A 15,241-nucleotide genomic window follows, 5' to 3' on the forward strand; every position below is an offset into this window, starting at 1 on the left:
TCTTATTTTTTTATTTGAGAAAAAATATAATGCATTTCCGAAGCTATTTCTAAACTTCTTTCAGCATATTTTTCATTCATTAAATCGGTTCCATCAAAAGCTTTTGGATCTTCATATTGAATGGGAATTCTTTTTTCAGCTCCAGCAATAAATGGACAACCTTGATCAGCAGAGGAACAAGTCATGATTGCTGTAAACTTTGAAGTTGGGTTAAATGCATCATCATATTTTTTTGAAAAACAAATGATAGGATGAGCATTTTCGTCATATTTTACAGCATAAACTGGGTTTTCAAATTCACTCACCTTTTGAATTTGAAACCCTTGATTTTCTAACGTTTCAGCTACTTTTGGAAACATAGCTGTTGCTTCTGTTCCACCAGAATAACAAAAAACATTTTGAATATTAAATTGAAAAGCCATGGTTTGTGCCCAAATTTGTGATAAATGACTTCTTCTGGAATTATGTGTACAAATAAAATTCAAACGAATTTCTTCCTTAGCATTCACTTTTTGCTGAACATATTCAACTAATGAATTCAATATCTCTTTTCTTTCTTCTGAAATTATGAAATTTGAGACTTCATTTATTATAGTTTCTATTTTTGAATACATATTATAATTTTTTAAAGGAACAAAAAATGAAATTTTGTGTGGTTTCAAAAGGTGTTTCATGATCTTCAGTAAAACAGTTTTCCATTTCAAAAGTATCTTCAAAAAGATCTAGTATTTTTTCAATAGAGTATTGAGAAATATCCAATCCACTGCATTTTAAAGGTCCTTCATCTGAAAATGTTCCTAAAACAAAATTTCCTTTTAAAGCTAAAGCATCAGAAACAATGGCTTTATATTTTAAAATATCCGATTCATCCGTTAAGAAATGGAACGATGCTCTATCATGCCAAGCATCAAATTTTTCAGTTGGTTTGAAATCTAAAACATCAGAAACTATAAAAGTGACTTTATCAGCATTTGCTCCTAACCTATTTTTACTTCTTAGAATGGCATTTTCTGAAATATCTAGCAAATATAAATTTGTGTAACCCAAATCGATTAAACTGTCAATTAAATAACTATCGCCACCACCAATATCTATGATTTTCGCGTCTTTTGGCAATTTTAAAGCTTGAATTAATTGAATAGAAGTTTCTGGCTTTTTTTGAAACCAACTTACCTCATTTTCTGCCTTTGTTGTAAAGACTTTTTCCCAGTGATCTTTTTTGATATTTTCCATATTAACAACAACCTGAACCTGGAGTGCAAGAATTACCTTGTGCACTTAATTCATTTAATTTTAGTTTTTGCTTTTCTACTGGAATTCCACATTTGTCTTTTGCTAAACAATCGGTTAATTTGGAAATTAATAGAAAGTTTGTTCCATCAAAATCTAAATCAAATTTACCAATAGTATCTTTCATTTGGTATTCCACTTCAATTTCTAAATCTGGAATTTGTAATTTTTCTTCAGACAATTCAATTATGTTAATTAATTTTTCTGGATGTAATCTGTGGTCATAATCATTTGCTTCCCACAATTGAAAGTTTACAACTTCTTCGTTTCGGACTGTTCCACCACAATCGATAAAATTTTTAGTCACCTTACCTACTTCTGTAACATGAAAATGAGTAGGTACTAAATCTCCATTCGGTAACTGAAAAGCAATAGTTGTCAGCTTTTTCAATTCTTTTTTAATTTCTGATAATTTCATTTTATGTTGAATTTATTTCAGCATCTCGTCAATGCTGAAGATTAATATTATTTAAGATTTAACAACATTTATTTTTTAATTCTTTGGAAATTCCTCCAAAATAGTTTTCCATTTTCTCCATTATTTCAGGATTTAAGCAATAACAAATTGATGTACCCTCAATAGTTCCTTTAATAATGCCAACATTTTTCAACTCTTTTAGATGTTGAGAAACTGTTGGTTGTGCTAAAGGCAATTCGTTAACAATATCACCACAAATACATGTATCTACAGTCAATAAATATTGAATAATAGCAATTCGTGCAGGATGAGAAATAGCCTTAAATAAGTTAGCTAATTCGTTTTGCTCGTCTGAAAAAAAGTCTGATTTTGAAGCTCCCATAAATCTATTGATTATTATATTGCAATATTACGATATATTAATTTAATATCACTATTATTTTTGGAATTTTATTAAATAATTATGCCTTTCCCTATTCCAAATTAATTTCATACTTTTGTTACTTAAAACTTATATCAAAATGGCATCAATTACATTAGGAGGAAATCCAATATTAACATCAGGTGAATTACCTGTTGTAGGCATGAAAGCGCCAAATTTCAAATTAATTAAAGACGATTTATCAACCACTACTTTAGAAGATTTTAGAGGTACTAAAGTTGTATTAAATATATTTCCAAGTATTGATACTGGAACATGTGCTGCTTCTGTTAGAGCATTTAACGAAGAAGCAGGTAAATTGAAAAACACAAAAGTACTATGTATATCCAGAGATTTACCATTCGCTCAAAAGCGTTTTTGTGGTGCAGAAGGATTAGAAAACGTAGTTAACTTATCGGATTTCAAAGAAGGAAGTTTTGGTAAAGATTATGGTTTAGAAATTGTAGATGGGCCATTAGCAGGACTACATTCTAGAGTTGTAATAGTTTTAGATGTCAACGGAACTGTAATTCATTCTCAACAAGTTAAAGAAATAGCTGACGAACCAAATTACGAATCTGCTTTAGCTTCATTATAATTATATGAAATTCGAAAAAGACGAAACGCTTTTTACGGGAAGGATTAAAAGCATGGGATATGCTTTTAAAGGTGCTGTTAAACTTATCACTACAGAACATAGCGTAATGGTTCAAAGCTGTTTGGCTGTTTTAATGATTATCGCTGGTTTTTACTTTGGCATTTCTCATGAAGAATGGTTAATTCAAACTTTAGCTATTGGATTGGTTTTAGGTATTGAAGGTTTAAACACTGCTGTTGAAAAAATAGCTGATTTTATTCATCCTGAATACCACGAAAGAATTGGCTTTATTAAAGACATTGCTGCAGGTGCTGTATTTTTTGCAGCGTTGACCGCAATTGCAATTGGTTGTATCATTTATATTCCCCATTTATCCTAATTAATTTTTGAAAAAAACCTTAATTAAAGGTAAATTTATATGGCAAAAAAACAAACATCAACTTCTAAAAAAGAAACAAATGCTCCTAAAAACTATAGGCAACATAGGTTTATAATAGGTTGTATTTTAGTTTTAATTGCTGTTGCGATATTAATCTCGTTTATATCTTATTATGTTACTGGTAATTATGACCAAAGTCAAATAGGCTCAATTATTGATCGGACAGAAAAAACAGAAAATTGGTTAGGCAAAATTGGTGCATATCTTGCTGACTTCTTTATTTATAGAGGTTTTGGAGTTGCTTCAATTATTTTTGTAAAATCAATTTTAATGATTGGAATCTATTTTATTTTAGATATCAGTATTTTTAAATTAAGAAAATCTTTGTTTTGGGATTTCTATTTGATTATTACTTTGTCATTAATTTTTGGTTTTTTCTGGAATCAATTTCCAAACCTTTCAGGTGTAATTGGTTATGAAATAAATCAATTTATACAAGATTATATTGGTAAAATTGGAACTATCCTTTTACTAATTTTAATAACCATATTATTTTTAGTTTTCAAAATGAAAATGTCTCCAGACAAAATTAAAGATAAAGTTGAAAAAATAAAAAATAAAATTCCTAATCCAGTTTTTGAGAAAGAAGAATCAATTGAGATTACAGAAGTAAATCTAAATAAAGAAGAAAAAACTTCTAAAGATTTTGAATTAACTGAAGATGATGAAGCCATTTCAAAAATTGAATTAAAACCAACATCCGCTTTTGAAATTGACAAAAAAAGTTTAAAACCAACTATTGGACATTCATCTGAACTATCTCTTGAACCTAAAGTAAAAGAAGAACCCAAAACAGAACAAACCTTTTCAATTGAAGACAAATCAAAAAAAGTCATTGAAACAAAAGACGATAGCTTTGTAATAGAAACTACAGAAGAAGAGGAAATTGTTGAAGGCGATTTGGCAGCAAAAATTGTTGAAAATTTTGGTGAATTTGATCCTACTTTAGAATTATCAAATTATAAAATGCCTAGCGTTGATTTACTGAAAGAGTACACATCTGTTGGCATAACCATTAATCAAGAAGAATTAGAACAAAACAAAAATAAAATTCTTGAAACCTTAAAGAATTATGGAATCGGAATTTCTCAAATTAAAGCAACTGTTGGGCCAACCGTTACTTTATACGAAATTGTTCCAGAAGCTGGTGTTCGTATTTCAAAAATTAAAAACTTAGAAGACGATATTGCACTTTCATTAGCCGCACTTGGAATTCGTATCATTGCTCCTATTCCTGGAAAAGGTACTATTGGTATTGAAGTACCAAATGCTAATCCAACTTTAGTATCTATGAAAAGTGTGATTTCTTCAGCGAAATTTCAACAATCTGAAATGGAATTACCTGTTGCACTGGGTAAAACAATTTCAAATGAAACTTTTGTTTTTGATTTAGCAAAAATGCCTCACTTATTAATGGCAGGAGCAACTGGACAAGGAAAATCTGTAGGTTTAAATGCTGTTTTGACGTCACTTTTATACAAAAAACATCCTGCAGAAGTTAAGTTTGTCTTAGTAGATCCAAAGAAAGTAGAATTAACCCTATTTAATAAAATTGAAAGACATTATTTAGCTAAACTTCCTGATACTGAAGATGCAATTATTACTGATAATGCTAAAGTAATTAATACTTTAAATTCACTATGTATTGAAATGGATAACCGTTACAACTTGTTAAAAGATGCAATGGTTAGAAATATTAAGGAATACAATGATAAATTTAAACAAAGAAAATTAAATCCAGAACAAGGACATAGATTCTTACCTTATATAGTACTTGTAGTTGATGAGTTTGCTGATTTGATTATGACAGCAGGAAAAGAAGTTGAAACACCTATTGCTCGTTTAGCTCAATTAGCTCGTGCTATTGGAATTCACTTAATAATTGCTACACAAAGACCTTCTGTAAATGTTATTACAGGTATGATAAAAGCCAATTTCCCAGCGAGAATTGCATTTAGAGTAACTTCAAAAATCGATTCAAGAACTATTTTAGATTCGGGTGGTGCTGATCAATTAATTGGTCGTGGAGATTTACTTTTTACTCAAGGAAATGAAATAGTACGTGTACAATGTGCCTTTGTTGACACTCCAGAAGTTGATAGAATTACAGAATACATTGGTTCTCAAAAAGCTTATCCAGAAGCTTATCAGTTACCAGAATATGTTGGTGAGGAAAGTGGCACAAAACTTGATATGAATATCTCCGAAAGAGATTCTCTTTTTAGAGATGCTGCCGAAGTTATTGTAACAGCCCAACAAGGAAGTGCTTCTTTAATACAAAGAAAGCTAAAATTAGGCTACAATAGAGCAGGTAGAATTATAGATCAATTAGAAGCTGCTGGTATAGTTGGTCAGTTTGAAGGAAGTAAAGCAAGATCTGTCTTGATTCCAGATTTAGTAGCATTAGAACTATTTTTAAACAATGAAAAAAACAATTCTTAACATGAAAACTTTATTAAAAGTCGTAGTATTATTTTTATTTACTTTAAACATTCAGGCACAAGATGCCAAAAAAGCAAAACAATTATTAGATGATGTTGCTACAAAAGCAAAAGGATACACTAATATTGTTATTGACTTTAAATATTCGCTTTCAAATGCTAAAGAAAACATTAACCAGGATAGCAATGGAAACGTTTCTATAAGCGGAAATAAATATGTCTTAAATTTTATGGGAATTACAAAAATGTATGATGGTAAAAAAACATACACAATTGTTCCAGAAGATGAAGAAATAACAATTTCGAATGGAAAAGATGATGACAAAGCAATTACACCAGACAAAATGCTAACTTTTTTTCAATCGGGTTATAGTTATTCTTGGGATATTTTGCAAAATGTAAAAGGAAGAAAAATTCAATATGTAAAATTAAAACCAACCAGTTCAAAAGATAATGTAAAAGAGGTTTTAATTGGAATAGATACTTCAACAAATCATATCTACACTATGATTGAAACTGATAAAAAAGGAACAAAAACAACTTTAACTGTTAATTCTTTTAAAACAAATCAGCCTTTATCGAAAAATCATTTTACCTTTACGGAATCAAAATATTCTGGCTATTATATCAATAGACTAGACTAAAATAAGTTTCGTTGAAAATATTAGACAAATATATTTTAAAATCATTCATAATTACGTTTACAACAGTATTCGTAATTTTGTTTTTTATATTCATCCTTCAAGGTATTTGGCTTTTTATTGCCGAATTAGCTGGTAAAGATTTAGATTTTCTTACCATCTTAAAGTTTTTAAGTTTTTATGCTCCAAATGTAGTTCCTCTGGTATTACCTCTTTCTGTGCTATTAGCTTCTATCATGACTTTTGGAAGTTTTTCTGAAAATTATGAATTTGCTGCTATGAAATCTTCTGGTATTTCGTTACAAAGAGCCATGAAGTATTTAACAGTCTTTATTGTTCTTTTAAGTATTGTTGCGTTTGTTTTTTCTAATAACGTAATTCCACAAGCACAATATAAATTCATCAATTTACGTCAAAATATAGTTCAGCAGAAACCTGCCATGGCAATTGCTCAAGGTCAGTTTAATCAAATAGGAAACACAAACATAAAAGTCCAGGAAAAATCAGGTGACAAAGGACAGTTTTTAAAGGGAATTGTTATTCATAAAAAATCTAGTATCGGAAATGGTGCTAGTACAATTATAAATGCTAAAAATGGTATTTTATCAAGTGATGATAGTGGAAACCTATTAAATCTTGAACTATTTGATGGTAATTATTACGAAGATATTGTTCCTACTAAATACGAAGAACAAAAAAAGGTACCTTTTGCAAAAAGCACCTTCAAGAAATATATCTTAACCATTGATATTGGTAAATTAAATACTTCAGATGTTAATCAGGAAGCTATCTCAAATACTGATAAGATGCTAAATATTAGCGAACTTAATATCACAATTGATTCTTTACAAAAAAGTTATAATGAAGATATCATTTCATTTTCTGATAATATTACACAACGAACTTCAAATATTTTAAATTCAAGGAAAATACAATACGTTGATAAAGATACTATTACTGATGATTTATTAGAATTATATCAATTGATTGATCAAAAGAAAATTATTGAAATCGCTACAAACAATATTACAAGTATAGATTTTTCTATTGACAGTAGTAAAAATGATTTAGAGTTTAAAAAGAGAAATATCAATCAACATTGGACTGCAATTCATGAAAAGTATATGCTAGCTTTTTCGTGCTTATTGATGTTTTTTATTGGAGCACCACTTGGAGCTATTATTAGAAAAGGAGGGTTAGGTTTACCTATGGTTTTTGCAATTCTAATTTTCATAACATTTCATTTTATAAATACCTTTGGACGAAAACTAGCTCAAGAAGATAGTATTAGTCCATTTCTAGGAGCTTGGATGTCATCATTTATCTTAGCACCTTTTGCTATTTTACTAACATACAGAGCGACAAATGATATAGGAATAATGATAAATTTTGATTGGATCACGGAACCAATTAAAAAAGTAATAAACAAGTTAAAAAAACAAAAAACAACTACAACTAATGTCACATAAAATACAACTAAACACAATTGAAGAAGCCATTGAAGATATTCGCCAAGGTAAAATAATCATTGTTGTTGATGATGAAGATAGAGAAAATGAAGGAGATTTTTTAGCTGCAGCCGAAAAAGTAACTCCCGAGATGATTAATTTTATGGCAACTCATGGTCGTGGACTAATTTGTACTCCTTTGACAGAAAGAAGATGTAAAGAATTAGATTTACACACAATGGTTACCAATAATACGGATCATATGGAAACCGCTTTTACAGTTTCTGTTGATTTAAAAGGAAATGGTGTAACTACTGGAATTTCTGCGGCTGATAGAGCAAAAACAGTTTTAGCCTTAGTTAATGAAGATACAAAACCTTTTGATTTAGCTCGTCCTGGACATATTTTTCCTTTAATCGCAAAACAAGGTGGTGTTTTAAGAAGAACTGGTCACACAGAAGCTGCAATTGACTTTGCAAGATTAGCGGGCTTTACTCCTGCTGGTGTTATTGTGGAAATAATGAACGAAGACGGAACAATGGCTCGTTTACCACAATTAGCTGAAGTAGCTAAGAAGTTTGATTTAAAATTAGTTTCAATTGAAGACTTGGTGGCTTACAGAATGCAACACGATAGTTTAATTCAGAAAAAAGAAGATTTTGAAATTGAAACCCGTTTTGGAAAATATAGAATGAGAGCTTACCTTCAAACTACAAACAAACAAGTTCATATTGCTTTGACAAAAGGTAGTTGGAATATTGGTGATGAAGTTTTAACGCGTATAAATTCATCACAAATTAACAATGATATTTTAGGAACATTGACTTCAAATCCTGATGATAGATTAGAAGATATGTTTAAAAGAATAAATCAGGAAGAAAAAGGAGCAGTCATTTTTGTAAATCAAGAAAAGCAATCTATCGAAATGCTTCATAGAATTACCGAATTAAAAGAATTACAAGAACTAGGAATTCACAAAGCACCTCAAGTAAAAATGGATGCCAAAGATTTTGGAATTGGAGCTCAAATTCTTCACGATTTAGATATTTCAAAAATAAAATTACTTTCAAATTCTGAACAAACAAAACGTGTGGGAATGATTGGATATGGTTTAGAAATTACAGATTACGTTAAATACTAATCAAAAAACCATAATTTAATTGCTAAAGCTGTAACTGTTACGATTAAAAACATTTTAATTACTTTTTCATCTTTTTTAACAGACCAACGGCTTCCAAACCAAGCACCAGAAACGTTTCCAATAGATAATACAGCTGCTAAGCCGTAATCGATTTTGTCATTAAAAGCAAAAACGGCTACGGCTCCAATTGTATAAACAAAGGCAACAAATACTTTAGTTGCATTAGATCTTAATAAATTCATTCCGTTAATATAAGGAAGTGCAATAAGCATTAAAAAACCAATTCCTGCATTAATTAATCCACCATAAATTCCAAGGAAAAAGAAAACTATTAATGAGATTACTAAAGGTTTTCCAGTTAATTTTTCAGTTACATTAGTTAAATTTTTATTTGGATTGAAAATAGTTAAAAACAAAACCATTATCATAACAACGGCAAGCATTCTATTAAAAGCTTTTCCATCAAAGTCTAAAGCCAAATAAGCACCAATAATTGATCCTAATAAAGCAGCAATTCCAACATACAAACTAAACGGATATGTTGAAACTCCTTTACTTTTAAAGCCTCTAACTGCCGTAAAAGTTTGTAATAATATTGCAACTCTATTTGTTCCTTGTGCTAAAGGTGCTGGTAATCCCATAAAAATAAGGATTGGTAAAGTTAACAAAGTTCCTCCTCCAGCGACAGTGTTTAAAAATCCTGCCAAAAATCCTAAAGCTACTAATAATAAATAAGTCCAACTTTCTTGCATAATAATTTGAATAAAAAATCTTAAATTAGATTTGAAGACTTTAAGGTTTTATAGAGGATTCTATCAAAAAATTCCACTGATAATTTCTTTTTGTTTAAGGATTGCAAATATATCACTTTATCTTTTAAATTAATTTTCAGTCTCAAAATATCTTTACATAAGAAAAACTTAAAGTAATTACCTCTTTTTGTTTTTTTGTTTTTACCTAACTTTGTATATCTTATCTATTCTTTTAATGAACAAAATAAAAACCGCTCTCTTATCATACGGAATGTCTGGAAAAGTATTTCATGCTCCATTTATCGAGTTACACTCCGGTTTTGAATTAATTGGTGCTTGGGAACGCAGTAAAAAATTAATACAAAATGATTATCCAAATGTCAAAAGTTATACAACTCTAGAAGAATTATTGACTGACGATATAGATTTAGTCATTGTTAATACACCAGTTGACACACATTTTCAATATGCAAAACAAGCTTTAAATGCTGGTAAACATATTATTGTTGAAAAAGCTTTTACCACAACAGCCAAAGAAGCTGAAATTCTAAAAAAATTAGCAAACGAAAAAGGACTTAAACTTGCTGTTTACCAAAATAGAAGATGGGATAGCGATTTCAAAACAGTAAAAAGTGTACTTGATGAAAATGTTTTAGGTGAAATTGTAGAAGCAGAAATTCGCTTTGATCGTTATAATCCTCAGTTAAGTGCAAAAAAATGGAAAGAAGCTAAAAATGATGGTGCTGGAATTTTAAAAGATTTAGGACCACATATTATTGATCAAGCTTTATGTTTATTTGGTTATCCAAATGCTGTTTTTGCCGACATTCGCACCCTTAGAGAAAACTCTATAAATGATGACAATATTGACATCTTATTGTATTATCCTGATAAAACAGTAAGATTACATGCCGGTTTTTTTAACAAAGAACAATTACCTGGCTTTACTTTACAAGGTCGACATGGAAGTTTTTTTAAATCTCGTGCTGACATTCAAGAAGATGTTCTTAAAACAGGTAAAAAACCAAATTTAGAAGATTGGGGAAAAGAACCTGTTAAAGAAGAAGGAATTTTAAATATCACTTTAAACGGTGAAGATATTCGAAAAAATGTCCCAACAATTCCTGGTAATTATTATGATTTTTTTGAAGGAGTTTATCAGTCAATAATTAATAATACAATAGAACCTGTAACAGCTGATGATGGTTTAAAAGTCATGCAAATTATTGAAGCTGCTCTTGAAAGTTCTAATCAAAAAAAAGTAATTGATCTATAAAACTAAAAAATGGAAAACAAATATTCACTTGCTTTTATTCCGGATGATATTGTCATTGATGAAGTAAAGAAAATAAAACTTCAATTAGCAAATGAAATTGGTTGGTTCAACAGTAAAAATTCTTTGGCACATATTACCATTTGCGAATTCACTTCAACTGAAATTGAAATCATAAAAAATCAAATAAGTCGAATAACAGCGAGCTTCTCCCCTTTTGATGTTGAATTAGTAGATTACGATAGTTATCCAAATGGTGTATTCTTTATAAAACCTTCAGAAAAATCAAAAGAAGATTTAAAGAAAATAATAAAAATTTTAACTGCTTCATTAACTATAAAAAAAATGTACAAAAGTATTGAACCTCATCTATCTATTGCTAGAAAACTAGATGTTGAAAAGTTAAAAATAGCTAATATTCTATTTCAAAAAATAGAAGTAAAATTCTTGTGTGAAAGGGTTTTTCTGAGGAAATTTAATACTAACTTAAAACAGTTTGAAGTTATTGATTCATTTCAATTTAAAGGTGAAAAGTCAACTCAAGTTATTCAAGGCTCTTTATTTTAAAATAGAATTAGCTCACTATTTATTAATAGTTGTAAAAAAAGATTTCTTTTGCTATCTTGTCACAACTAAATTTTAATCAAAAAATGGACATTAATAAAATTTCTAACTTAATTACAGAAAAATTAACGGATTGGGTTGAAGCTTTAATCAAACTATTACCCAATATTGTTATGGCAGCCGTTGTAATGGTAATTGGTTTTTATATTGCCAAATTCGTTCGTAAAATTGCTAGAAAACTTTTTGCTAAAATATCTAACAACATCACCCTTAACAACTTATTTAGCTCTGTAATTTATTTTATATTTATTGGCATTGTTATTTTTACAGTTTTAAGTATTCTTAATTTAGACAAAGCCGTTACTTCAATTTTAGCTGGTGCGGGTATTTTAGGATTAGCTTTAGCCTTTGCTTTTCAAGATATTGCCGCTAATATTATGTCTGGAATCTTTATTTCATTCAGAAAACCTTTAAAAGTGGCTGATATCGTTCAAATTGGCGACTACATGGGAAAAATAAAAGAAATTAATTTACGTGATACCGTAATGGAAACTTTTCAGGGACAAACCGTTATAATTCCTAACAAAGAAGTATTTCAAAACCCTATAGAAAATTATACAATCTTGCAAAAAAGACGTTTTGATTTAAGCGTAGGTGTTTCTTATGGTGATGATTTAGAAAAAGTAAAACAAATTACATTAAATGCAGTTAGCGATATTGAAGAACTTTCAAAAACAGATGCCGTTAATGTTTATTTCGTTGAATTTGGTGATAGTTCGGTAAATTTATCCGTAAGAATGTGGATTAATACTCCTGAACAATCTGTTTACAACAAAGTAGGAAGCGAAGCCATCATGAAAATTAAGAAGGCTTATGATGCTAATGACATTATGATTCCGTTCCCAATACGCACATTAGACTTTGGAATTAAAGGTGGAACAACTTTGAATGAAATGCCGATTCAGATGTCTGATAGAAAAGAGTAATTTTAATAAGTTAAAAATATAAACTAAAAAAATCCTAACCGTTATGCTAGGATTTTTTTTAGTTAAATTTAGTTTATTTTAATTGTGATAATGGTGCACCAACTGGAATTGAACAACTATGACCAGGTTGACCGTGAGCTGGATTCATTCCAGAAGCAGTTGTATTGGACATTGGACTTGTAGCAGCATTAGCTGGAACAACACTTGGTTGAGTAGTAGTTGGTATATTATTACTTGACGCAGATGGCGTTGAATTTAAAGGTGCACCAACAGCTATTTCGCAACGATGACCAGGTTGACCATGTGCAGGGTTTAATCCGTTCATAGCAGTTGCTGGTTGATTTGTCATTGATGGTGCTGCAATTGGCGTTATAACATTATTCTTTTGTTCTGATGATGCCTCTGAAGTTATAGGAACATTATCATTAGCTATTGGTTCTGTAGTTTCCTCATTTTTACAAGAAATAGTTAACAAGGAAATCAGTAACGCTGAAGTAAAAATCTTTTTCATTTTATCTTTTTTTTGAGAAGCTAAATATAACACTTTTAAATTAAAATTTCATCCTTTGAATTCTGATAGCATTTAAAAAAGCCAATAAAGCAACACCAATATCTGCAAAAACACTTCCTAAATGGTTGCTAATCTACCAGCTTTAAGAACTAAACCAAACACTATTTTTTGTCCTTAAATCCTTTAGATTATGCTTTTAAGTAGGACATTTTTTTAAAATATTACTTTTGCCATTAAATTATAATATTTAAAATAAGTCATAAATGAATTAGTATCTAGTGAAATTGTTTTATTCTTTCTTAATAAATCGGAAATCGAATCTTCTAAGCTATTTGTTAAACCAATATCTTTATTCATTAGAAATTTCATACGGAATTAATGGATTTCTATCCAGCCAATGATTGGCGAAACATATTTTAATAATTTTATTGAAATTCTTAATGTATTTGACAGCTGTGTTATTAGCACATTTTCGAACTGTTCTCAAAAAGAATTCATAATCTGTTACAAAAGAATGATCAATTTTAATTTTCTTAGATAGAAAAACATATAAATTTTTGCTTTCATTTTGGTAACCTTTTAATTATACAATAATTTAAAAAAGGTTTGTCACAAAACAAGATGTTCAATTTTTGGTAGGGTGCTTTTTTGGTTCACAACCTTAACAGCAGCAAGGGCTCTTACTTTTATTTCTACCATTTAGCGAGACCCAAATTTGTGTAAATTTTAGGGTCTCGATTATGCATCTTGAAATTTGATAAAGAATGTATTTCTTTGAAGTTTTAGAAAACAAAAAACCCCGAAATTCGTAAGATTTTCGAGGTTTTGTTGAGATTTGAAATCTACTAAGCGGAGAAAGAGGGATTTGTCCAATCTCTCTGACGCCAATATTTACAAACGTTTTGCTGTAGTATGTTCTAATAGGTCATTGAATAGGTCACTTATAAATAACAATAAAATACATTAAATTGTATACAGTAAAAGTAGTGATTATTTAAATAATTTGCAATACTATAAGACTATTATTTGAACTTCATAATGGACTAGTATTCAAACAACTTATGAGTGCAGATAAGTAAAATTATTTCTTATTATTTTATAAATCTTATCCAAAAATTAAAGGCTCTACTTGTTCAATATTCAAACCAGTGTATAAACAAAATTCCTCTATTGTTAAAAACTCATTATCTCGTTTCTCATAGCTTAACTTAATAGCCTTTAACATTCTTGCACTTTGCCTATAACTTTTGCCTGTGATACGCTGTATGTCCTTTGGATAGATGCAAATCCTTTTAAACTTCAATTTCATACTTTATCTATACTTTTGATATAGCTTTAACTACTTGTTGAGTAGCTTTATTGTAATGCAATTTACTAATTATATTTAATTTAAAATCATTTGATTTTAAGTGCTTTTTAGGACATACGTGTCATTTTAGGACATATGTGACACTTGTTGTTTTTTATTATGGGAATTGCTTTGTAAACTTTGCATAAATCATTCAGAATGTGGTTGCAACAGATTGATGGAATGAAAGTGATTGTTTAATTTAAAATTTTGAAGTTATGGCTAGACAGAAAGGCATAATTAAATTAAAAGGTACTATCGGAGATATTACTTTTTACAAAACGCAAGATGGGCACTTGGCTCGTGAAAAAGGTGGAATTGATGCTAGTAGAATCAAAAGTGATCCTGCGTTTCAGAGAACTCGTGAGAATGGTTCTGAATTTGGTAGAGCTGGAAAAGCTGGTAAGCTTTTAAGAACGGCCCTTAGACCGTTACTTTTAAATTCTGCCGATGGTAGAATGGTGAGTAGACTTACTCAAAGAATGGTTAAAGTAATCCAAGCGGATTTGGTGAGTGAGAGAGGTTTAAGAAACGTTATTGATGGAGAGGCTGAATTGTTATTTGGTTTTGAATTCAATATTCGTGGGAAGTTAGGAACTTCTTTGTTTGCTCCTTATGTGGCAAGTATTGACCGTGCGGCTGGAGAGGTTAAAGTGGATATTGCATCATTTGTTCCAGGGAACATGATTGCAGCTCCTAGTGGAACTACTCACTTTAAGATTATATCTGGAGGTGCTGAGGTAGATTTTGAAGCTGAAACTTTTGTGGTTGCGACTTCTGAAACTCCTATCATGCCATGGGACTCTACTCCTACTGCAGTGATTAGTCAGACTAATGTGGTAACGGCTAACTCAACTAAGCCTTTGTTTTTGGCTTTAGGTGTTGAATTTTACCAAGAGATTAATGGACAAATGTATTCATTGAAAAATGGTGCTTTTAATCCATTATCGATGGCTGCAGTTGACAGTGG

General features: G+C 29.9%; 18 protein-coding genes and 1 pseudogene. 10 read left to right on the forward strand and 9 right to left on the reverse strand.

Translation table 11 applies throughout. The annotated features are described in order from the left end of the window. Nucleotides 1-2 precede the first annotated feature (2 nt). Genes G507_RS0102650 through G507_RS0102665 form a run of 4 tightly spaced genes read right to left on the reverse strand, consistent with a single transcriptional unit; the run spans nucleotide 3 to nucleotide 2,090 of the window. Complete coding sequence (locus G507_RS0102650; protein ID WP_026716037.1) at nucleotides 3-614, reverse strand: arsenate-mycothiol transferase ArsC; 612 nt, start codon at nucleotides 612-614, stop codon at nucleotides 3-5. Between the two features lies 1 nt (nucleotide 615). Next, the gene (locus tag G507_RS0102655; protein WP_026716038.1) at nucleotides 616-1,233 is read right to left on the reverse strand and encodes a class I SAM-dependent methyltransferase; all 618 of its coding nucleotides are present in this window, start codon (nucleotides 1,231-1,233) and stop codon (nucleotides 616-618) included. Nucleotide 1,234: 1 nt separating this feature from the next. Then, nucleotides 1,235-1,708 (reverse strand): DUF6428 family protein, encoded by a 474-nt coding sequence (locus G507_RS0102660; protein ID WP_026716039.1) that lies wholly within the window; start codon nucleotides 1,706-1,708, stop codon nucleotides 1,235-1,237. Between the two features lie 58 nt (nucleotides 1,709-1,766). Beyond that, nucleotides 1,767-2,090 (reverse strand): ArsR/SmtB family transcription factor, encoded by a 324-nt coding sequence (locus G507_RS0102665; RefSeq protein WP_026716040.1) that lies wholly within the window; start codon nucleotides 2,088-2,090, stop codon nucleotides 1,767-1,769. A gap of 139 nt (nucleotides 2,091-2,229) precedes the next feature. Here G507_RS0102665 and tpx point away from each other — a divergent pair, with 139 nt between their 5' ends. The 6 genes from tpx to ribB are packed head-to-tail and all read left to right on the forward strand — an operon-like array spanning nucleotide 2,230 to nucleotide 8,837. Next, nucleotides 2,230-2,727 (forward strand): thiol peroxidase, encoded by a 498-nt coding sequence (tpx, locus tag G507_RS0102670; RefSeq protein ID WP_026716041.1) that lies wholly within the window; start codon nucleotides 2,230-2,232, stop codon nucleotides 2,725-2,727. Between the two features lie 4 nt (nucleotides 2,728-2,731). After that, nucleotides 2,732-3,106, forward strand: coding sequence for a diacylglycerol kinase family protein (locus G507_RS0102675; RefSeq protein ID WP_026716042.1), 375 nt, complete (start codon nucleotides 2,732-2,734; stop codon nucleotides 3,104-3,106). Nucleotides 3,107-3,145: 39 nt separating this feature from the next. Continuing rightward, nucleotides 3,146-5,608 (forward strand): FtsK/SpoIIIE family DNA translocase, encoded by a 2,463-nt coding sequence (locus G507_RS0102680; protein WP_026716043.1) that lies wholly within the window; start codon nucleotides 3,146-3,148, stop codon nucleotides 5,606-5,608. A 1-nt stretch (nucleotide 5,609) separates the two neighbouring features. Then, a complete protein-coding gene (lolA1, locus tag G507_RS0102685; RefSeq protein ID WP_245575588.1) occupies nucleotides 5,610-6,251 on the forward strand; it encodes an outer membrane lipoprotein periplasmic chaperone LolA1 in 642 nt (213 codons plus the stop codon). Nucleotides 6,252-6,262: 11 nt separating this feature from the next. Next, the gene (locus G507_RS0102690) at nucleotides 6,263-7,717 is read left to right on the forward strand and encodes an LptF/LptG family permease (protein ID WP_026716045.1); all 1,455 of its coding nucleotides are present in this window, start codon (nucleotides 6,263-6,265) and stop codon (nucleotides 7,715-7,717) included. Further along, a complete protein-coding gene (gene ribB, locus G507_RS0102695) occupies nucleotides 7,707-8,837 on the forward strand; it encodes a 3,4-dihydroxy-2-butanone-4-phosphate synthase (RefSeq protein WP_026716046.1) in 1,131 nt (376 codons plus the stop codon). Before G507_RS0102690 ends, ribB begins: the two co-directional genes overlap by 11 nt. On the opposite strand, the gene G507_RS0102700 is transcribed toward ribB, so the two are convergent. After that, nucleotides 8,834-9,589, reverse strand: a complete 756-nt coding sequence (locus G507_RS0102700) for a sulfite exporter TauE/SafE family protein (RefSeq protein WP_026716047.1) — start codon at nucleotides 9,587-9,589, stop codon at nucleotides 8,834-8,836. The two genes, ribB and G507_RS0102700, sit on opposite strands and share 4 nt — an antisense overlap. Nucleotides 9,590-9,824: 235 nt before the next feature. Between G507_RS0102700 and G507_RS0102705 the strand changes: the two genes are divergently transcribed. From G507_RS0102705 to G507_RS0102715, 3 genes are all read left to right on the forward strand, one after another. After that, nucleotides 9,825-10,865, forward strand: a complete 1,041-nt coding sequence (locus tag G507_RS0102705) for a Gfo/Idh/MocA family oxidoreductase (protein WP_026716048.1) — start codon at nucleotides 9,825-9,827, stop codon at nucleotides 10,863-10,865. Between the two features lie 9 nt (nucleotides 10,866-10,874). Next, on the forward strand, nucleotides 10,875-11,429 hold the full coding sequence (locus G507_RS0102710) for a 2'-5' RNA ligase family protein (protein ID WP_026716049.1): 555 nt from the start codon (nucleotides 10,875-10,877) through the stop codon (nucleotides 11,427-11,429). 83 nt (nucleotides 11,430-11,512) lie between these two features. Next, nucleotides 11,513-12,412 (forward strand): mechanosensitive ion channel family protein, encoded by a 900-nt coding sequence (locus G507_RS0102715; protein ID WP_035665424.1) that lies wholly within the window; start codon nucleotides 11,513-11,515, stop codon nucleotides 12,410-12,412. A gap of 73 nt (nucleotides 12,413-12,485) precedes the next feature. On the opposite strand, the gene G507_RS16290 is transcribed toward G507_RS0102715, so the two are convergent. The 4 genes and pseudogenes from G507_RS16290 to G507_RS17720 all read right to left on the reverse strand — a co-directional run bounded on the left by G507_RS16290 (nucleotide 12,486) and on the right by G507_RS17720 (nucleotide 13,452). Then, nucleotides 12,486-12,923, reverse strand: a complete 438-nt coding sequence (locus tag G507_RS16290) for a hypothetical protein (RefSeq protein WP_084518921.1) — start codon at nucleotides 12,921-12,923, stop codon at nucleotides 12,486-12,488. Nucleotides 12,924-12,963: 40 nt separating this feature from the next. Further along, a pseudogene (locus tag G507_RS17980) lies at nucleotides 12,964-13,076 on the reverse strand (cadmium transporter); the annotation flags it as partial. A gap of 60 nt (nucleotides 13,077-13,136) precedes the next feature. Beyond that, nucleotides 13,137-13,280, reverse strand: a complete 144-nt coding sequence (locus G507_RS17595; RefSeq protein ID WP_157496467.1) for a hypothetical protein — start codon at nucleotides 13,278-13,280, stop codon at nucleotides 13,137-13,139. Further along, nucleotides 13,273-13,452 (reverse strand): phage integrase SAM-like domain-containing protein, encoded by a 180-nt coding sequence (locus G507_RS17720; RefSeq protein ID WP_169627274.1) that lies wholly within the window; start codon nucleotides 13,450-13,452, stop codon nucleotides 13,273-13,275. Before G507_RS17720 ends, G507_RS17595 begins: the two co-directional genes overlap by 8 nt. 1,037 nt (nucleotides 13,453-14,489) lie before the next feature. Between G507_RS17720 and G507_RS0102735 the strand changes: the two genes are divergently transcribed. Further along, a partial coding sequence (locus G507_RS0102735) for a hypothetical protein (protein ID WP_026716051.1) occupies nucleotides 14,490-15,241 on the forward strand: 752 nt, incomplete at its 3' end.

This window comes from Flavobacterium gelidilacus DSM 15343 (assembly GCF_000422685.1).
Taxonomy (GTDB): Bacteria; Bacteroidota; Bacteroidia; order Flavobacteriales; family Flavobacteriaceae; genus Flavobacterium; species Flavobacterium gelidilacus.

Bases quoted from the DNA above. Each gene is read 5' to 3' on its own strand.
- G507_RS0102680 (WP_026716043.1), top strand. From the start codon at position 3,146: ATGGCAAAAAAACAAACATCAACTTCTAAAAAAGAAACAAATGCTCCT.
- G507_RS16290 (WP_084518921.1), bottom strand. From the start codon at position 12,923: ATGAAAAAGATTTTTACTTCAGCGTTACTGATTTCCTTGTTAACTATT.
- G507_RS17595 (WP_157496467.1), bottom strand. From the start codon at position 13,280: ATGAATAAAGATATTGGTTTAACAAATAGCTTAGAAGATTCGATTTCC.
- ribB (WP_026716046.1), top strand. From the start codon at position 7,707: ATGTCACATAAAATACAACTAAACACAATTGAAGAAGCCATTGAAGAT.
- G507_RS0102650 (WP_026716037.1), bottom strand. From the start codon at position 614: ATGTATTCAAAAATAGAAACTATAATAAATGAAGTCTCAAATTTCATA.
- G507_RS0102700 (WP_026716047.1), bottom strand. From the start codon at position 9,589: ATGCAAGAAAGTTGGACTTATTTATTATTAGTAGCTTTAGGATTTTTG.
- G507_RS0102665 (WP_026716040.1), bottom strand. From the start codon at position 2,090: ATGGGAGCTTCAAAATCAGACTTTTTTTCAGACGAGCAAAACGAATTA.
- G507_RS0102675 (WP_026716042.1), top strand. From the start codon at position 2,732: ATGAAATTCGAAAAAGACGAAACGCTTTTTACGGGAAGGATTAAAAGC.
- G507_RS0102710 (WP_026716049.1), top strand. From the start codon at position 10,875: ATGGAAAACAAATATTCACTTGCTTTTATTCCGGATGATATTGTCATT.
- tpx (WP_026716041.1), top strand. From the start codon at position 2,230: ATGGCATCAATTACATTAGGAGGAAATCCAATATTAACATCAGGTGAA.
- G507_RS0102660 (WP_026716039.1), bottom strand. From the start codon at position 1,708: ATGAAATTATCAGAAATTAAAAAAGAATTGAAAAAGCTGACAACTATT.
- lolA1 (WP_245575588.1), top strand. From the start codon at position 5,610: ATGAAAACTTTATTAAAAGTCGTAGTATTATTTTTATTTACTTTAAAC.
- G507_RS0102715 (WP_035665424.1), top strand. From the start codon at position 11,513: ATGGACATTAATAAAATTTCTAACTTAATTACAGAAAAATTAACGGAT.
- G507_RS0102655 (WP_026716038.1), bottom strand. From the start codon at position 1,233: ATGGAAAATATCAAAAAAGATCACTGGGAAAAAGTCTTTACAACAAAG.
- G507_RS0102705 (WP_026716048.1), top strand. From the start codon at position 9,825: ATGAACAAAATAAAAACCGCTCTCTTATCATACGGAATGTCTGGAAAA.